This is a genomic window from Acidovorax sp. SDU_ACID1 (assembly GCF_045291395.1).
In the GTDB taxonomy this organism is placed as follows: Bacteria; Pseudomonadota; Gammaproteobacteria; order Burkholderiales; family Burkholderiaceae_C; genus MR-S7.
Genome location: NZ_CP152342.1, coordinates 4,318,535 through 4,335,160, shown reverse-complemented (window position 1 = coordinate 4,335,160; position 16,626 = coordinate 4,318,535). Strand labels below are relative to the sequence as shown.

14 protein-coding genes and 1 riboswitch are annotated in these 16,626 nt (G+C 70.6%); of the genes, 5 read left to right on the top strand and 9 right to left on the bottom strand.

Features of this window, described 5'->3' with window-relative positions; genetic code table 11:
• Positions 1-7: 7 nt before the first annotated feature.
• Both AAG689_RS21300 and AAG689_RS21295 read right to left on the bottom strand, forming a co-directional pair.
• Positions 8-1,534, bottom strand: a complete 1,527-nt coding sequence (locus tag AAG689_RS21300; protein ID WP_406623658.1) for a class I adenylate-forming enzyme family protein — start codon at positions 1,532-1,534, stop codon at positions 8-10.
• The gene (locus AAG689_RS21295; protein ID WP_406623657.1) at positions 1,531-2,775 is read right to left on the bottom strand and encodes a thiolase family protein; all 1,245 of its coding nucleotides are present in this window, start codon (positions 2,773-2,775) and stop codon (positions 1,531-1,533) included. The genes AAG689_RS21300 and AAG689_RS21295 overlap by 4 nt, the downstream gene beginning before the upstream one ends.
• A gap of 132 nt (positions 2,776-2,907) precedes the next feature.
• Between AAG689_RS21295 and AAG689_RS21290 the strand changes: the two genes are divergently transcribed.
• On the top strand, positions 2,908-3,648 hold the full coding sequence (locus tag AAG689_RS21290) for an IclR family transcriptional regulator (protein WP_020226762.1): 741 nt from the start codon (positions 2,908-2,910) through the stop codon (positions 3,646-3,648).
• Between the two features lie 4 nt (positions 3,649-3,652).
• On the opposite strand, the gene AAG689_RS21285 is transcribed toward AAG689_RS21290, so the two are convergent.
• The 3 genes from AAG689_RS21285 to AAG689_RS21275 all read right to left on the bottom strand — a co-directional run bounded on the left by AAG689_RS21285 (position 3,653) and on the right by AAG689_RS21275 (position 6,911).
• Positions 3,653-4,957, bottom strand: coding sequence for a Glu/Leu/Phe/Val dehydrogenase (locus AAG689_RS21285; protein WP_020226761.1), 1,305 nt, complete (start codon positions 4,955-4,957; stop codon positions 3,653-3,655).
• Between the two features lie 186 nt (positions 4,958-5,143).
• Positions 5,144-6,013 carry a PPK2 family polyphosphate kinase gene (locus tag AAG689_RS21280; RefSeq protein WP_406623656.1) on the bottom strand — a complete coding sequence of 290 codons (870 nt, stop codon included), beginning with the start codon at positions 6,011-6,013 and terminating at the stop codon, positions 5,144-5,146.
• Between the two features lie 4 nt (positions 6,014-6,017).
• Positions 6,018-6,911, bottom strand: a complete 894-nt coding sequence (locus AAG689_RS21275) for a LysR family transcriptional regulator (protein ID WP_406623655.1) — start codon at positions 6,909-6,911, stop codon at positions 6,018-6,020.
• Between the two features lie 71 nt (positions 6,912-6,982).
• Here AAG689_RS21275 and AAG689_RS21270 point away from each other — a divergent pair, with 71 nt between their 5' ends.
• On the top strand, positions 6,983-7,447 hold the full coding sequence (locus AAG689_RS21270) for a PACE efflux transporter (RefSeq protein ID WP_406623654.1): 465 nt from the start codon (positions 6,983-6,985) through the stop codon (positions 7,445-7,447).
• A 63-nt stretch (positions 7,448-7,510) separates the two neighbouring features.
• Here AAG689_RS21270 and ccoG read toward each other — a convergent pair whose 3' ends face one another.
• Both ccoG and petA read right to left on the bottom strand, forming a co-directional pair.
• A complete protein-coding gene (gene ccoG / locus AAG689_RS21265; RefSeq protein WP_406623653.1) occupies positions 7,511-8,914 on the bottom strand; it encodes a cytochrome c oxidase accessory protein CcoG in 1,404 nt (467 codons plus the stop codon).
• Between the two features lie 32 nt (positions 8,915-8,946).
• Positions 8,947-9,549 carry a ubiquinol-cytochrome c reductase iron-sulfur subunit gene (gene petA, locus AAG689_RS21260; RefSeq protein ID WP_406623652.1) on the bottom strand — a complete coding sequence of 201 codons (603 nt, stop codon included), beginning with the start codon at positions 9,547-9,549 and terminating at the stop codon, positions 8,947-8,949.
• Between the two features lie 201 nt (positions 9,550-9,750).
• On the opposite strand from petA, the gene AAG689_RS21255 reads away from it, so the two are divergent.
• Both AAG689_RS21255 and AAG689_RS21250 read left to right on the top strand, forming a co-directional pair.
• Positions 9,751-11,133, top strand: coding sequence for a sigma-54 interaction domain-containing protein (locus AAG689_RS21255; protein ID WP_406623651.1), 1,383 nt, complete (start codon positions 9,751-9,753; stop codon positions 11,131-11,133).
• Between the two features lie 42 nt (positions 11,134-11,175).
• Positions 11,176-11,904: a hypothetical protein gene (locus AAG689_RS21250; RefSeq protein ID WP_406623650.1), complete on the top strand. Its 729-nt coding sequence runs from the start codon at positions 11,176-11,178 to the stop codon at positions 11,902-11,904.
• 2 nt (positions 11,905-11,906) lie between these two features.
• Here AAG689_RS21250 and AAG689_RS21245 read toward each other — a convergent pair whose 3' ends face one another.
• Entirely contained in the window at positions 11,907-12,644 is a 738-nt protein-coding gene (locus AAG689_RS21245) for a hypothetical protein (protein ID WP_406623649.1), read from the bottom strand.
• Between the two features lie 90 nt (positions 12,645-12,734).
• Positions 12,735-12,817, top strand: a riboswitch (S-adenosyl-L-homocysteine riboswitch).
• A 29-nt stretch (positions 12,818-12,846) separates the two neighbouring features.
• Here AAG689_RS21245 and metH point away from each other — a divergent pair.
• Positions 12,847-15,582 carry a methionine synthase gene (metH, locus tag AAG689_RS21240; RefSeq protein ID WP_406623648.1) on the top strand — a complete coding sequence of 912 codons (2,736 nt, stop codon included), beginning with the start codon at positions 12,847-12,849 and terminating at the stop codon, positions 15,580-15,582.
• A gap of 34 nt (positions 15,583-15,616) precedes the next feature.
• On the opposite strand, the gene AAG689_RS21235 is transcribed toward metH, so the two are convergent.
• Complete coding sequence (locus AAG689_RS21235; RefSeq protein ID WP_406623647.1) at positions 15,617-16,471, bottom strand: tripartite tricarboxylate transporter substrate binding protein; 855 nt, start codon at positions 16,469-16,471, stop codon at positions 15,617-15,619.
• Positions 16,472-16,626: the final 155 nt, after the last annotated feature.

Genomic DNA, 16,626 nt, shown 5'->3' with positions numbered 1-16,626 from the left:
GATCGGCTCAGCTATGGCCGAAGGTGCGTATGAATTCGTCCCTGAGCTGGCGCTTTTGCACCTTGCCCAGGGAATTGCGGGGCAGCTGCTCCACGATGTGGATGGCCTTGGGCGTGCGCACCGCGCCGAGCGCGGCGCGCACGTGCTCGCGCAACGCCTCGGCCGTGGCCTGCCGGCCCTGCTTGAGCTCCACCGCCGCCTCCACGCGCTCGCCCCAGTGGGCGTCGGGGATGCCGAAGACCACGCTCTCGGCCACGTCGCCGTGCTGCGCGAGGGCGTCCTCCACGTCCGAGGGGTAGACGTTGAAGCCGCCCGTGATGACCACGTCCTTGGAGCGGCCCTTGATGAACAGGTAGCCCCGCTCGTCCAGGTAGCCCACGTCGCCGGTGCGCAGCCAGCCGTCGGCCATGACGGCCGCGGTCTCGGCCGGCATGTCGAGGTAGCCGGTCATCAGCAGGTCGCCCCGGGCGACGATCTCGCCCATCTCCCGTGGGGCGCAGAGCTGGCCGCCCTGGCCCATGACGGCCAGGCGCGTGAGCGGGCCGGCGCAGCCCGCGCTGCCCAGGTTGGCGTCCACGGCGCTGGCCTGGCCGGGCATGCCGGCGATGATGACGGGCGCCTCGGTCAGGCCGTAGGTCACGCCCACCACGGGGCCCAGCAGGGCGCGCGCCTGGTGCAGGCGCTCCAGCGTGGCGCCCGCGCCGCCGTAGAGCAGGTTGCGCAGGCAGGGCAGGGCGCGGGGCTGCTGCGCCTGCTGGTCCAGCAGCTGGTAGAGCAGCGTGGGCGGCACCCAGGCGCCGGTGGCCTCGTGCGCGGCCAGGGCGTCCAGCAGCGCGTCCGCCCTGGCCCCGTCCATGATGAGGAGGCAGCCGCCCGCCGCCAGCACGGGCACGACGAAGGTGCCGGCGCCGTGCGTCATGGGCGGGCTGATCAGGAAGCGGTCGGCCTCCGTGAGGCCGTAGACCTGCATCAGCGACGCGACCATGGTGTTCAGGCAGCGCACCGACTGCAGCACGGCCTTGGGGCGGCCGGAGGAGCCGCCGGTGAACTTCATGGCGATGGTGTCCTCGCCCACGGCTTCCTCGATGGCGGGGGCCTCGTCCAGGGCCAGCGGCGGGTCGAAGCGCGGCGCGCCGCCGGCCGCGTGGCCGAGGGTGACGATGGGCACGGCCTGCCCGGCGGCCAGCGCGGCGGCGGAGTCGTCGAGCACCACCAGGTCGGGCTGCGCCACCGCGATCTGCTGGCGCAGCTCGGCCTCGGGGTTCTTGGGCGTCAGCGGAATCAGCACGCCCCGGCAGTGGTAGGTCGCCAGGATGCTCACCAGCATCGCGGTGCTGTTGCGGCTGGCCAGCACCACGCGGGGCCGGCGCTGGCCCGAGAGCCGCTGGAAGAGGGCGGCGGCGGCATGCACCTGCTGCGCCAGCGCGGCGTAGTCCACGCGGTGCAGGACGCGCCCGTCCGCCGCCACCTCGATGGCGGCATCGGCGCCGGGGCGGCTGCGCACGGCGGCCCAGAAGAAATCGATGGGTGTCATGGCTGGATGCGGTCGAGGACGGTGACGACGGCGGCGGCGTCTTCCACGCGCAGGAAGCCGCCGCCGTTCTCGGCCACGGCGATGCGCGCGCCCTGCACCTGGCGCGGCCCGGCCTCGCCGCGCAGCTGCGTGACCAGCTCGTGCAGCTGGATGATCCCGGTGGCCGCGATGGGGTGGCCCTTGGAGACCAGCCCGCCGGAGACGTTCACGGGGCATTCGCCGCCGAGCGTGGTGGCGCCGCTGGCCGTGTAGGGGCCGCCTTCGCCGCGCGCGCACAGGCCCAGGTTCTCGATCTGCAGCACTTCGGCGAAGCTCGATGCGTCGTGCACCTCGACCACGTCGATGTCCCTGGCCGCGATGCCCGCGGCGCCATAGGCGCGGGTGGCCGCGAGCGTCACGCAGTGCGATTCCAGTGCCTCGGGCGCGCGGTCCACGGTGCTGGACACGCCCATGCCGCGGATGCGCACCGCACGGGCGCGCCCGATGCGGTCCAGCGCCTTCTCGCTGCAGACCACGGCCGCTGCGGCGCCGTCGGAGATGGGCGCGCACATGGCGCGGGTCAAAGGCCAGGCGATTAGGGGCGTGTCCAGCACTTCCTGCACGCTCATGGGCGTGCGGTACTGCGCGAGCGGGTTCAGCGCCGAATGGCCGTGGTTCTTGGCGGCGGCGTGGGCGTAATGCGCCTGCGTCGTGCCGTACAGCTTCATGTGCATGCGCGCGAGGGCCGCGTACACGTCCATGAAGAAGCTCTGCTGGCGCCAGTCGCCGCCGGCCGCCTGCTGCGGGCCGATACCGTCGCCGATGCGCTGCAGGCCCGCCCAGGTGCTCTGCATCTCGTGCACGTCGGTGCCGCCGAAGAAGGCCTCCATCATGGCCTGGCGCTTCTCGGGGTAGTACATCTTCTCGACGCCCGCCACGACCACGATGTCGTGCAGCCCGGCCTTGATGGCGGCATAGGCCTGGTACAGCGCCGAGCTGCTGCTGGCGCAGGCGTTCTCCACGTTGAAGATCGGGATGCCGCCCAGGCCCATGGCGGTCAGCGCGCACTGCCCGCGGATGGAGTTCTGCCCCTCCATCTGCCCCTGGCGCACGTTGGCGAACCAGGCCGCGTCGATGGAGCCCAGATCTACGCCCGCGTCGCGCAGGGCGCCCCCGACGGCCTGGCGCGCCAGCTCCTTGACCGATGTGTCCGGGTGCCGGCCCAGCGGGGTCTGCGCGATGCCCGCGATGAAAACGTCCATGCCACTTCCTTGGAGTCAATGGCCTGGAATTCCAATATCTGGACTTATCGCAGGCCGCGTGAAAAAGAATGCGTTGCGGCAAAGCATAGAATTGGCCCCTCTGCGATTCTTGGATTTCCAGATATTGGAAAAATGGCACACGGCACGCAAACCCTGGAACGGGGCATCGAGCTGCTCAAGCTCGTCGCCGCGCACCACCCTTCGGGCGTGCGGCTGACGGACCTCGCCGCGCTCAGCGACCTGGAGCGCCCCACGGTCCACCGCCTGCTGGGCAGCCTGGTGCGCGAGGGGCTGGTGATGCAGCACGAGACGGGCAAGCGCTACGCGCTGGGGCCGTACTGCCAGCAGCTCGCCAAGGCCGCGGGCAACGAGGCGCCGATCCAGGAGACCTACGGCCCGCTGCTGGAAGAGATCGCGCAGGCCACGGGCGATGCCACCTTCCTCGTGGTGCAGAGCGGCTTCGACACCCTGTGCATCGCCCGCGCCATCGGCACCTACATGATCCAGGCGCTGGCCGTGAACGTGGGCCACCGCCAGCCCATCGGCGTGGGCGCGGGAGGCCTGGCCATGCTGGCGGAGATGCCCGCGCGCGACGCGGACGCGCTGATCCGCGCCAACCGCGAGCGGCTGCCCTACTACCGCAACCTCACCATGGCCGCGCTGCGCGGCATGGTGGCGCAGGCGCGCACGGACGGCTACGCGGTGATCGGCAACCACGCCGTGTCCGGCGTGGTGGGCGTGGGGGTGGCGCTGCGCGACCCGCTGGGCAACATCGTCGGCGGCGTGAGCGTGGCCTCGATCAAGTCACGCATGGGCCGCGAGCGGCAGGAACTCGTCGCGCGGCAGATGCGCGAGCTGATCGCGCAACGCTGAGGCTTCAGGGATACAGGCCGCGCATCTCGCGCGCATGCAGGATGCGCTTGCAGGCCACGATGAAGGTGGCCGTGCGCAAGCTCACCTTGTGCTCCTGCGCCACGTGCCATACGCCCGCGAAGGCCTCCTGCATGATGCGCACGAGGCGGGCGTTGATCTCGTCCTCGGTCCAGAAGAAGCTGGAGAAGTCCTGCACCCACTCGAAGTAGCTCACCGTCACGCCGCCGGCGTTGGCGATCACGTCTGGCACCACGAGCACGCCCTTGTCGTGGAGGATGTCGTCGGCCTCGGGCGTGGTGGGGCCGTTGGCGCCCTCGATGACCATCTTGGCCTGGATGCGGCCGGCGTTGTCCTGGGTGATCTGGCCCTCCAGCGCGGCGGGGATCAGGATGTCGCACGCCACGCCCCAAAAGTCCGCGTCCGCCATGCGGGTGCCGCCCGCGAAGCCGCCCACGCCGCCGTGCTCCTTCACATGCGCCAGCAGCGCAGGCACGTCCAGCCCCTTGTCGTTGGCCACCGTGCCGGTGTGGTCCTGCACCGCGACGATCTTCGCGCCCGCCTCGGCGAACAGCTTGCCCGCCGTGCCGCCCACGTTGCCGAAGCCCTGCACGGCCACGCGCGCGCCCTCGATGGACAGGCCCGTGAGCCGCGCCGCCTCCACGCCCACGGTGAACACGCCGCGGCCCGTGGCTTCCACGCGGCCCAGCGAGCCACCCAGGTCCACCGGCTTGCCGGTGACCACGCCGGTGGCGGTGCTGCCCACGTTCATGGAATAGGTGTCCATCATCCAGGCCATGATCTGGCCGTTGGTGTTCACGTCGGGCGCGGGGATGTCCTTGGAGGGGCCGATGATGATGCCGATCTCGCTGGTGTAGCGGCGCGTGAGGCGCTCCAGCTCGCCCTTGGAGAGCTTGCGCGGATCGACGCGGATGCCGCCCTTGGCGCCGCCGTAGGGCACGTTCACCGCCGCGTTCTTGATGCTCATCCAGGCCGACAGGGCCATCACCTCGGACAGCGTCACGTCCTGGTGGAAGCGCACGCCGCCCTTGCCCGGGCCGCGGCTGGTGTTGTGCTGCACGCGGTAGCCCTCGAAGTGGGCGATGGTGCCGTCGTCCATCTCGATGGGCACGTCCACGATCAGCGCGCGCTTGGGGCGCTTGAGCGTTTCCACCCAGCGCGCCAGGCCGCCCAGGTAGGGCGTCACGCGGTCCACCTGCTGCAGGTAGATGCCCCAGGGGCCGAGGTGGTCGGCCTGCAGGTACGAGGGCAGGGCGTGGGTGGGCAGGGAGGTCGGGGTGGTGGATGACATGGGAGGGTCCTTGTGGGAAATCTGTCAGCCGGCCACTGTATGCCTGCCCCCGCGCGCTGTCCAACGCCGCCCTGTTTCGATGGCATGCACGGCGTGCATGGATTCGGCGGACGCCGTGCGGGCGGTTTGCTCCTGAAAAAGAGCTTCTTGCGCTTGTTGGATAAGCGCTGGAGCCTGTTTTGGCTGTTATTGGATGCGGATGCCGTCCAGCGCCGGGTCGCCCGGCGGGTAGCGCAGGTCCAGGCGTTGCAGCACGGCGCGCAGCAGCGTGGCGACCATCAGGTTGCGGTGCGTCTTGGAGTCGGCCGGCACGACGGTCCACGGCGCCCAGGGCGTGTGGGTGGCGGGCAGCAGCTGCTCGTAGGCGCGCTGGTAGTCGTCCCACTGCTTGCGCACGGCGATGTCGCCCTGGTCGAACTTCCAGTGCTTGGCCGGGTCGTCCAGGCGCTCCTGCAGGCGCTGGCGCTGCTCGTCCTTGCTGATGTGCAGCATGAACTTCACGATCACCGTGCCGGTCTCGGACAGCATGCGTTCGAAGTCGTTGATGTGCGCGAAGCGCTGGCGCTGCTGCGCGGGCGTGATCCAGCCGCCCACCACGGGCACCAGCACGTCCTCGTAGTGGCTGCGGTTGAACACCGTCAGCTCGCCCGCGCCAGGCACCTGCTGGTGGATGCGCCACAGGTAGTCGTGCGCGCGCTCCAGCTCCGTGGGCGCCTTCCAGCCCACGGCGTGCACGCCCAGGGCGCTCATGCGGCCGAACACGCCGCGCACCGTGCCGTCCTTGCCGGCCGTGTCGGTGCCCTGCAGCACCACCAGCAGCTTGAAGCGCTTGTCGGCGTACAGCAGGTTCTGCAGTGCGTCCAGCTCCAGCGCCAGCTCCTCCACGCGGGCCTTGTCCTGCGCCTTGTCGCCGCCGGAGAAGGGCTTGGCGCCGGGGTCGAGGGCCTTCAGGCGGAAGTCCTGGCCCTGCCCGTTCAGCGGGGGCTGCCACGGCTGCCAGCGCTGCGCCAGCGTGCGGTCGGCGATGTCGAAGGGGAAGAGGAGGGAGGAGGGCATGGGGCTATTGTGGCCCGCTCGCGTGTGGCGCCATCAGCGCCACGAAGCGCTGCGCGCCCAGGCCCAGCGGCCGCTCCTTGGACCAGACCACGTCCACCCACAGCTCCACGCCGTTGGTCAGGTTGGCCAGGGGCAGCTCGGCCAGCGTGCCGGCGGCGATGCGCGGCTGCACCAGCGCGCGCGGCTGCCAGCCCCAGCCCAGGCCGGCCTCGATCAGGCCCAGCGCGGCCAGGTGGTTGTCGGTGCGCCAGTGGTGGCGCGCGAAGACGAAGCGCGGGTCGGTCTGCGCCAGGTCGCGCCCGGCCACCACGATCTGGCGCGTGCCGGTCAGGTGCTCCTCGCGCAGCGGCGTGCCCGCGGCCAGCAGCGGGTGGCGCGGGGAGAGGACGGCCACCAGCGTTTCGCTGCCCACTTCCTGGAAACCCTCGCGCCCGTCCATGCTGGGCCGCTCGAACACCAGCGCGAGCTGCGCGCGCCCGGCGTGCAGCATGGCCAGCGCGTCGGCCTGCGGCGCGGCCAGCACTTCCACCTGCAGCAGCGGGTGCTCCTGCGCCAGCGTGGCCAGCGGGCCGTGCCAGGGGGCGGCGAGTAGCTCGGGGGCGATGGCCAGCGTCAGCCGCTCCTCCAGCCCCTGGTGCAGCGCCAGCGCCTGCGCGTTGAGCTGCTGCAGCTGCGCTGCCAGCAGCCGCGCCTGGGGCTCCAGCGCGCGCGCCGCCGGGGTGGGGCGGGGTTCGCGGCCGGCGCGGTCGAACAGGGGCAGGTCCAGCTCGGCCTCCAGGTGGGCCATGGCCATGCTGACGGCCGAGGGCACGCGCGAGAGCGCCCGCGCGGCCGCGGAGAAGGAGCCGTGGTCGAGCACGGCCAGGAAGACCTGCGCGCTGTCGGAGGTGAAGGCCATGGCGCAATCTATCAAATAATCTGAAAGAAGATGACTTTTTTCTTCAATTTTCAACGCATACACTGCGCCGCATGAATGCAACAACAACACAGGCCACCGGCCTGCAGGGCGCCAAGCGCCGGGTGGTTTTCGTGGCGCTGTACGAGCTGATCGCCATCGCCGTCTCCAGCCTGCTGTTCATGGCCATCGGCCAGGGCGCGGGCGCGTCCGGCGCGATGGCGGTGGCCGCGTCCGTGATCGCCATCGTCTGGAACGTGAGCTTCAACACGCTGTTCGAGAAGTGGGAGGCGCGCCAGCGCGTCAAGGGCCGCTCCGTGCTGCGCCGCGTGGTGCACGCGGTGGGCTTCGAGGGCGGACTGGCGCTGGTGCTGATCCCGCTGATGGCGTGGTGGTTCGGCGTGGGCCTGTGGGAGGCCACGCTGATGGAGGCCGGGCTGCTGCTGTTCTTTCTGGTCTACACCTACGTGTTCAACTGGTCGTTCGACCGCGTCTTCGGCCTGCCGGCCTCGGCCCAGGCGGTGGCCGTGGCCTCGTAGGCTCCTGTTTCCATAGCTGCCAGCGCTTGTCCGTCAAGCGCCGGGGCCGGATTCGATGCTTGATCAGCGGGGTACGAGGAACACGGACTTTTCCGACACCTGCGCCGTGCCGTCCACCTCCCGCACCTCGAAGCGCACGGCGTGCGACCCTGCCGGCGCCGCGCCGTAGGGCGCGCGCAGCCGCACCGGCACCCAGCGCGACTCGGCGGGGCCCACATCCACCTCGGGCTCCGAGGCCACCCGCACCTGCGGCAACCCCTGCGCCTCGATGCGGTAGCGCCGGGGCCCCTCGGTGGCGTTCATCACCTGCAGGCGGTAGATGTTCTCGATCTGCCCGCCCTCCACCAGCCGCGCCAGGGCGGCGCGGTCGCGCACCACGTCCACCTTGAGCGGGGTGCGCGTGGCCAGGCTGGCCAGCATGGCGATGCACAGCGCCAGCAGCACCGTGCCGTAGACCAGCACGCGCGGGCGCAGCACGCGGCGCAGCATCTGTGCGCTGCTCCAGGCCTGGCGCATGCCGTTCTGCGTGGCGTAGCGCACCAGGCCGCGGGGGAGATGCACCTTGTCCATGACCGAGTTGCACGCATCCACGCACATGCCGCAGCCGATGCACTCGTACTGCAGCCCGCCGCGGATGTCGATGCCAGTGGGGCAGACCTGAACGCACAGCCCGCAGTCGATGCAGTCGCCCAGGCCCTGCGCCTGCGCCTTCTTGCCGCGCGCGCCGCGCGGCTCGCCGCGGGGGGTGTCGTAAGTGACGATGAGCGTGTCCTTGTCGAACATCGCGCTCTGGAAGCGCGCGTAGGGGCACATGTACTTGCACACCTGCTCGCGCATGTGGCCCGCGAAACCATAGGTGGCGAAGCCGTAGAAGCCCACCCAGAAGATCTGCCACGTGCCCTGCAGGGCCAGCAGCTGCGGCGCGAGCTGGCGGATGGGCACGAAGTAGCCCACGAAGGTGAAGCCGGTCCACAGCGCCACGGCGATCCACGCCGTCTGCTTGAGCGCCTTGCGCCAGAGCTTGTCCAGGCTCCAGGGGCCGCGGTCCAGCCGCATGCGGGCGCTGCGGTCGCCCTCGATGCGGCGCTCGATCCACAGGAAGATCTCGGTGTAGACCGTCTGCGGGCAGGCGAAGCCGCACCACAGCCGCCCGGCCACGGCGGTGAACAGGAACAGCGAAAGGGCCGAGATGATGAGCAGCCCCGTGAGGTAGATGAAGTCCTGCGGGTAGAGCACCAGCCCGAACAGGTAGAAGCGCCGCGCGCCCAGGTCGAACAGCACCATCTGCCGCCCGCCCCACTGGAACCACGGCAGGCCGTAGAACACGATTTGCGTGAGCCATACCAGCGCCCAGCGCCAGCGCGTGAACAGGCCGCCGATGGCGCGGGGGTAGATCTTCTTCTTGGCCTCGTACAGGTCGATGTAGCCGTCGTGTGCGGCGGGCGTGGAGGGCTGGGGCGTGGGCATGGCGGATCGTTGTTGTTGTGGTGGTGCGTGGCTCAGGCGGCGTCGCCGTCCTCGCCGATGCGCAGGCGCGTGGCGCTCAGGAAGCGGTGCGGCGGCACTTCCAGGTTGGTGGGCGCGGGCTTGTTGCGGTACACGCGGCCGGCGTTGTCGAAGGTGGAGCCGTGGCAGGGGCAGAAGAACCCGCCGGGCCAGCCCGCGCCCAGCAGGGCCGCCTGGGGCGCGCCCTCGGCCACCTGCGTGGGCGAGCAGCCCAGGTGCGTGCAGATGCCGATGGCGACGAACACCTCCGGTGCGATGGAGCGGTGCGCATTGCGCGCATAGGGCGGCTGCTGGTCCTTGGCGGAGGCGGGGTCGGCCAGCTCGCCGTCGTGCCCCTGCAGCGACTGCAGCATGGCGGGCGTGCGCCGCACCACCCAGACCGGCTTGCCGCGCCACTCCACCGTCAGCATCTCGCCGGGCTGCAGGGCGGCGATGTCCACCTCCACCGCCGCGCCCATGGAGCGCGCCCGCTCGCTGGGCGCCAGGCTGGAGACGAAGGGCACGGCCGCCGCCACGGCGGCGGCGCCGCCCGCTGCGGCGGTGGCGTGGATCAGGGTGCGCCGTTGGGCGTCGGGTGGCAGAGCGGGTGCGGACATGGCGGAACTCCAATGCAAGGCGGGGGACAGGCCCTGTTGCACATCAAGACCCGTGCCAGCGCCCGCCGTGCCGGAGCGGCAGAAAAAAACCAATGCCGACAGGCGTTTACGCTTGCCGTGCGCACGAGGTTTGATGCCAGTCAAGTGCCATCGCTGCCACTGGCGTCACCCTGTGGCACTTCCACTCCCGCCGAAGCGCCCGTGACCACCGCCCCTTCCCTGCCCGACGACGCGCCCCCGGCGGCGCTGCCGTCCCTGCTGGCCTCCTGGCTGGAGGCCCAGCCCGAGCCCCACATCCTGTTCGACCGCGCCTACCGCATCGTGGCCGCCAACGCCGCCTACCGCGGCCAGTTCGCCCAGGGCGCGCCGGTGGTTGGACGCAGCTGCCACGCGGTGTCGCACCACTCGGCCGTGCCCTGCGACCAGGCGGGCGAGACCTGTCCGCTCGCGCGCTCGCTGCACAGCGGCCAGCGCGAGCGCGTGCTGCACCTGCACCACACGCCGGGCGGCGAGGAATACGTGCAGATCGAGCTGGTCCCCCTGCGCGGTGCGGACGGCGAGCCGCTCTATTTCGTGGAGAAGATGGAGCCGCTGCGCATCGCCCAGGGCCGCTCCGGCGCGCCGGGCATGATCGGCCGCAGCGCGCCCTTCCAGGCGCTGCTGGAGCTGATCGCGCGCGTCGGCCCCTCGCAGGCCAGCGTGCTGCTGCTGGGCGAATCGGGCACCGGCAAGGAGCTGGCCGCCCGCGCCGTGCACGAGGCCAGCGCCCGCGCCGCGCGTCCCCTGGTGGTGGTGGACTGCGCCAGCCTGCCCGAGACGCTGTTCGAGAGCGAGCTGTTCGGCCACGAGCGCGGCGCCTTCACCGGTGCGCACGCCGCCCGCGCCGGGCTGGTGGAAGCCGCGCACGGCGGCACGCTGTTCCTCGACGAGGTGGGCGATATTCCGCTCACCATGCAGGTCAAGCTGCTGCGCCTGCTGGAAAGCGGCACCTACCGCCGCGTGGGCCAGACCGAGCTGCGCCGCGCGGACATCCGCCTCGTCGCCGCCACCCACCGCGACCTGCGCGCGCTGGTGGCCGAGGGGCGCTTCCGCGAAGACCTGTACTACCGCCTGAGTACCTTCCCCATCCGGCTGCCCGCGCTGCGCGAGCGCGTGCAGGACATTCCCCTGCTGGCGGCGTCGCTGCTGGAGCGCGTCGCTCCCGGCCGGCGCCTGGCGCTGGCACCCGCGGCCCAGCGGCGCCTGGCCCGGCACCCCTTCCCCGGCAACGTGCGCGAACTGCGCAACGTGCTGGAGCGCGCCGCGCTGCTGACCGACGGCCCCGTGGTCACCGCGCAGACCATCGAGCGCGCCCTCGGGTTCGACAGTCCCCCACCCGCGCCCGCGGCCCCTGCCCCGCGGGCCACGCTGCGCGGCATCGAGAACGCGGCCCTGCGCGCCGCGCTGCAGCCCGGCGCCCCCACCCACGCGGCCACGCGCCGCGAGCAGGCGCGGGCGCTGGGCGTCAGCCCCCGCACGCTGTACCGCCGCCTGCGCGCGCTGGAGCAGGAAGAATGTGAAAAAATGATAGCTGGCCGCGCTTGATGGACAAGGGTTGCAGGCCGATCTGGCCATAATGCAGCCCAGATGCACGCCTGCCGCCTCACCCTCGCCACCGCCGCCGCCCTGCTGTTGGCCGCCTGCGGCACGCCTGCGCCCACGCACAAGGGCGAGGTCAAGGGCGCGGACGCCAGCATGCAGGAATGGGGCCAGTCCGACATGAACCGCGTGGCGACCGTGGCCATGCGCGAGAACCTGGAAAGCCTCCACCGCCTGGCCGACAAGCTCTACCGCCGCAACCCGGCTGAGTGGCGCAAGGGCGGCGCCGCCAGCCGCGACCTGGCCGTGACGCAACTGCGTGCCGCCATCGCCCAGCGCAGCGGCTGGCCCGCGCTGCAGCAGCGCCGCGACATCGACGCGCTGGCCCTGGCCCTCTCGCCCGACTTCACGGGCGACCGCGTGGCGGGCTTCATCTACGCCGTGGCCGACATGCTCATCACCGCCCATGGCGGCAAGACCGAGTTCTACCTGGTCGACGGCCAGGACGCGCAGCACCTCTACAACGCCGCGCGCAACCTGGAGGTCGCCGTGTGGATGCTCGCGCAGCGCCGCGCCGCCACGGGCGCGCCGCTGCTGCTGGCCGACGAGATCAGCGCCGCCGAGCGCAACCTGAGCTACGAGCGCGAGTTCGGCAAGATCATCGCGCGCGTGGACCTGCTGGCGCAGGTCACCACGGAGAAGTACCGCCGCGCCGTCATCGGCTATGTGCAGGGGCTGGCGGGCGGCACGTTCATGCAGTTCCTGCCGGTGCGGTAGCGTTACTTGCCGCCCAGGAAGGCGAAGCCCTGGATCTGCGAGGGCAGCAGGCCCACGGCCATCAGGCGTCCGCTGTCGTAGTACGCCACGCCCGTGGCGATGGCCCCGTGGCCCAGCGCGCAGGCGTCGCCCGCGAATGCGATGCGCAGGTCGAAGATGTTCTTGCCGCCCGGGCGCGGCGCGGCCGAGCCCTGGGCCGTGCAGCCCTGCATGGGCTCGGTGGCCACGGCGCCGTTCGCGGAGATTGACAGCGTCACAGGCATGCTCGCCGCGCCGGTGCTCACGCCCATGCCCCGGTAGGTGCCCGCCAGCTGGGCGAGGGACGCGGGCTGCTCGTAGGCGGCGCTGTAGGTGCCCGAGAACGCATCGAAGCCGAACCCGATCTGGATGTCCTTCTGCATGGCGTAGGTGCCCTCGTAGGCGCGCGAGGCCACGGTGTTGCCGGCGAGGTCGAACTGCGCGCCGGAGCCGCGCAGGCGCCCGTCGGCCGAGAGGGTGGTGCCGTGCACCGCGCCGTGGATCACGCCATCGCGGGCATACACGCCCCAGGTGTCGCCGTTGTCGAGGATAGCCAGGGCCACGTCGTAGCCGGTGGAGGCCTTGCCGGCCCAGAAGCCCTCGGCGCCGGTGACCTTGGGCGTGGGCGGCGGCACGTAGCCGTCATCGTCGTCGCCACCGCCGCAGCCCGCCGCCAGCGCGAGCGCCATGGCCGCGCCCGCATATCGTGTCCATCGAAACATCGTTGCCCTCTTCTTGTCGGTGTCGGGGAAAAGGCCCTGCGCCTGATCCTGTCGCGCAATGTAACAAGATCAGCCGGTAAAATCGCCCTTTCCCCCAAGGAGCGTTGCAGCGGGCCGTCCACCGGCCCGTCAGGCTTGGGGCCGTCCCCCGTTCGCAACGACGCTCACCTGTCCCCCCGAACCGTTTGCACAGGTGAGTCCGATGTCCGCTGCCCTCGTCCCCCCCATGAAACTCTCCGGCCTGGAGCCCGTCTTCATCGGCGAGGGCACGCTGTTCGTCAACGTGGGCGAGCGCACCAACGTCACCGGCTCCAAGGCCTTCGCGCGCATGATTCTCAACGAGCAGTACGAGGAAGCGCTGTCGGTGGCGCGCCAGCAGGTGGAGAACGGCGCCCAGGTCATCGACGTGAACATGGACGAGGCCATGCTCGACAGCAAGGCCGCCATGGTGCGCTTCCTGAACCTCATCGCGTCGGAGCCCGACATCGCCAAGGTGCCGGTGATGGTGGACTCGTCCAAGTGGGAGGTGATCGAGGCCGGGCTGCGCTGCATCCAGGGCAAGGGCATCGTCAACTCGATCAGCATGAAGGAGGGCATCGAGAAGTTCAAGCACGAGGCCCGCCTGGTCAAGCGCTACGGCGCCGCTGCCGTCGTCATGGCCTTCGACGAGCAGGGCCAGGCCGACACCTACGCGCGCAAGATCGAGATCTGCGAGCGCGCCTACCGCGTGCTGGTGGACGAGGTGGGCTTTGCGCCCGAGGACATCATCTTCGACCCCAACATCTTCGCCGTCGCCACCGGCATCGAGGAGCACAACAACTACGCGGTGGAGTTCATCGAGGCCACGCGCTGGATCAAGCAGCACCTGCCGGGCGCGAAGGTGAGCGGGGGCGTGTCCAACGTGTCGTTCAGCTTCCGCGGCAACGACCCGGTGCGCGAGGCGATCCACACCGTGTTCCTGTACCACGCCATTCAAGCGGGCATGGACATGGGCATCGTCAACGCGGGCATGGTGGGCGTGTATGACGACCTCGACACCGAGTTGCGCGAGCGCGTGGAGGACGTGGTGCTCAACCGCCGCGCCGATGCGGCGGAAAGGCTGCTGGAGATCGCCGAATCCGCCAAGGGCGCGGCCAAGGACGACAGCAAGAAGCTCGAATGGCGCGGCACGCCCGAGCACCCCAAGAGCGTGGGCGAGCGGCTGTCGCACGCGCTGGTGCACGGCATCACCGACTTCATCGTCGAGGACACCGAGGAGGCGTACCAGGCCATCGTCGTCAAGGGCGGCGGCCGCCCGCTGCATGTGATCGAGGGCCCGCTGATGGACGGCATGAACATCGTCGGCGACCTGTTCGGCGCGGGCAAGATGTTCCTGCCCCAGGTGGTCAAGAGCGCGCGCGTGATGAAGCAGGCCGTGGCCCACCTGATCCCCTACATCGAGGAAGAAAAGCGCCAGCAGGAAGCCGCCGGCATGGACGTGTCGAGCAAGGGCAAGATCGTCATCGCCACCGTCAAGGGCGACGTGCACGACATCGGCAAGAACATCGTCACCGTGGTCCTGCAGTGCAACAACTTCGAGGTCATCAACATGGGCGTGATGGTGCCCTGCCACGAAATATTGGCGCGCGCCAAGGCCGAGGGGGCGGACATCATCGGCCTGTCGGGCCTCATCACGCCGAGCCTCGAGGAAATGCAGTACGTGGCCGGCGAGATGGACAAGGACGAGTACTTCCGCATCAAGAAGATCCCCCTGCTGATCGGCGGCGCCACCTGCTCGCGCGTGCACACCGCCGTGAAGATCGCGCCCAAGTACGACGGCCCCGTGGTCTACGTGCCCGACGCCTCGCGCAGCGTGAGCGTGGCGCAGAGCCTGCTCGGCGAGAACAAGGACGGCTACCTGGCCGAGGTGCAGGCCGACTACGACCACGTGCGCCAGCTCCACGCCAACAAGAAGAAGGTGCCGCTGTGGCCGCTGGCCCAGGCGCGCGCCAACGCGACCGTGGTGGACTTCGCGGCGCACCCGCCCGTGGCGCCGCGCGCGCTGGGCCGGCGCGTGTTCAGGAACTTCGACCTGGCCGAGATCGCCCAGTACATCGACTGGGGCCCGTTCTTCCAGACCTGGGACCTGGCCGGGCCTTACCCCGCCATCCTGCAGGACGAGATCGTGGGCGAGGAGGCGCGCAAGGTGCTGGCCGACGCCCTGGCCATGCTCAAGAAGATCATCGAAGGCCGCTGGCTCACGGCCAGCGGCGTCATGGCCCTGTACCCCGCCAACCGCGTGGGCGACGACATCGTCTTCTATGCCGACGAGTCGCGCACCAGCGCGCTGATGACCTGGTACGGCCTGCGCCAGCAGACCGAGAAGCAGGCCATCGACAGCGTGATGCGCCCCAGCCGCTGCCTGTCGGACTTCGTTGCGCCGGTGGGCACGCCCGACTACGCGGGCCTGTTCGCCGTGACGGCCGGCATCGGCGCGGAGAAGAAGGAAAAGGAATTCCTGGATGCGCTGGACGACTACAGCAGCATCATGTTCAAGGCCCTGGCCGACCGCTTGGCCGAGGCCTTCGCCGAATGCCTGCATGAGCGCGTGCGCAAGGACCTGTGGGGCTATGCGGCCGACGAGCAGCTGACGAACGAACAGCTCGTCAAGGAGCAGTACAAGGGCATCCGCCCCGCGCCCGGCTACCCCGCCTGCCCGGACCACACGGCCAAGACCGACTTGTTCAAGGTGCTCCAGGCGGACGAGATCGGCATGAGCCTGACCGACAGCCTGGCGATGTTCCCCGCGTCCAGCGTGAGCGGCTTCTACCTGGGCCACCCCGACGCCACGTATTTCAACGTGGGGCAGATCGGGGAGGACCAGGTGGAGGACATGGCCGCGCGGCGGGGGATGGATGTGGAGGAACTGCGCCGACGGCTCGCGCCCAACCTGGGGTGAGCCGGCCGGCCGGCCTCCCGGTCGGGCGTGGCGCTTACTTGTCGGACCAGGGCGAGGTCTTCCACAGCTCCACGAAATCGGCCGTGGCCTTGTCCAGGCGGGCCTTCCAGGCGGGGCCTTCGACATAGTCCATCTCGGTGAACTGGGCCGCCATCTGCTTCTGGAACTCGGGATCGGCGGCGATGGCGCGCAGGGCCTCGGCTAGGCGGCGCTGTACGTCGGCGGGCGTGGCAGCGGGCGCGACGATGCCGCGCTCGGAGTTGAAGACCAGGTTCACGCCCTGTTCGGTGAAGCTTGGCACGTCCTTGCCCAGCTGCGAGCGGCCCGCGCTGGCCTGGGCCAGCACGCGCACCTTGTCGCGGAAGGGCATCACCTCGCCCAGGTTCATGCCCCCGATGACCACGTGGCCGCCCAGCACGGCGGTGCGCAGCGGGCCCGCACCGTTGTAGGGCACGTGGTTCAGCCGCGTGCCGGTCAGGCGCTCGAACAGCACCATCGCCAGGTGGTCGTCGGTGCCCACGCCGGTGGAGCCGTAGCTGAGCTCGCCGGGGCGGGCCTTGGCGTCCGCGATCAGGTCGGCCAGCGTCTGGTACTTGCTGCTGCCCAGCACGCTGAAGGCGCTGGGGTCGCGCACCAGGTTGGCGATGTAGGCGAAATCGTTGCCCTTGAACTGCGTCTTGCGCTCGATCGGCAGGGTCACCAGGCCGGGCATGTTGGTCATGCCGATGGTGTAGCCGTCGGGCGCGGCCTTGGCGACCTGGGCCAGGCCCAGCTCGCCCGAGGCGCCGGCCTTGTTGGTCACCACCACCTGCGTGCCCAGGTGCTTGCCCAGGTGCACGGCCAGCGTGCGCGCGGTGATGTCGGTGCCACCGCCGGCGGCGAAGCCCACCACGAGTTCGATGGGCTTTTCCGGCCAAGCGGCCCAGGCAGGCGCAGCGCCGAGCGCGAGGGCGCCGACGGCGGCGAGCAGGAGCGCCGCGTGCCGGCGAGGAGGGTGCGAGAGGGGAAGGACATAGGTCTCCTGAAGGGTGGTTGTCGGTATGG

Coding starts and splice junctions, on each gene's coding strand:
- AAG689_RS21300 (WP_406623658.1), bottom strand. CDS start 1,534: ATGACACCCATCGATTTCTTCTGGGCCGCCGTGCGCAGCCGCCCCGGC.
- AAG689_RS21295 (WP_406623657.1), bottom strand. CDS start 2,775: ATGGACGTTTTCATCGCGGGCATCGCGCAGACCCCGCTGGGCCGGCAC.
- AAG689_RS21290 (WP_020226762.1), top strand. CDS start 2,908: ATGGCACACGGCACGCAAACCCTGGAACGGGGCATCGAGCTGCTCAAG.
- AAG689_RS21285 (WP_020226761.1), bottom strand. CDS start 4,957: ATGTCATCCACCACCCCGACCTCCCTGCCCACCCACGCCCTGCCCTCG.
- AAG689_RS21280 (WP_406623656.1), bottom strand. CDS start 6,013: ATGCCCTCCTCCCTCCTCTTCCCCTTCGACATCGCCGACCGCACGCTG.
- AAG689_RS21275 (WP_406623655.1), bottom strand. CDS start 6,911: ATGGCCTTCACCTCCGACAGCGCGCAGGTCTTCCTGGCCGTGCTCGAC.
- AAG689_RS21270 (WP_406623654.1), top strand. CDS start 6,983: ATGAATGCAACAACAACACAGGCCACCGGCCTGCAGGGCGCCAAGCGC.
- ccoG (WP_406623653.1), bottom strand. CDS start 8,914: ATGCCCACGCCCCAGCCCTCCACGCCCGCCGCACACGACGGCTACATC.
- petA (WP_406623652.1), bottom strand. CDS start 9,549: ATGTCCGCACCCGCTCTGCCACCCGACGCCCAACGGCGCACCCTGATC.
- AAG689_RS21250 (WP_406623650.1), top strand. CDS start 11,176: ATGCACGCCTGCCGCCTCACCCTCGCCACCGCCGCCGCCCTGCTGTTG.
- AAG689_RS21245 (WP_406623649.1), bottom strand. CDS start 12,644: ATGTTTCGATGGACACGATATGCGGGCGCGGCCATGGCGCTCGCGCTG.
- metH (WP_406623648.1), top strand. CDS start 12,847: ATGTCCGCTGCCCTCGTCCCCCCCATGAAACTCTCCGGCCTGGAGCCC.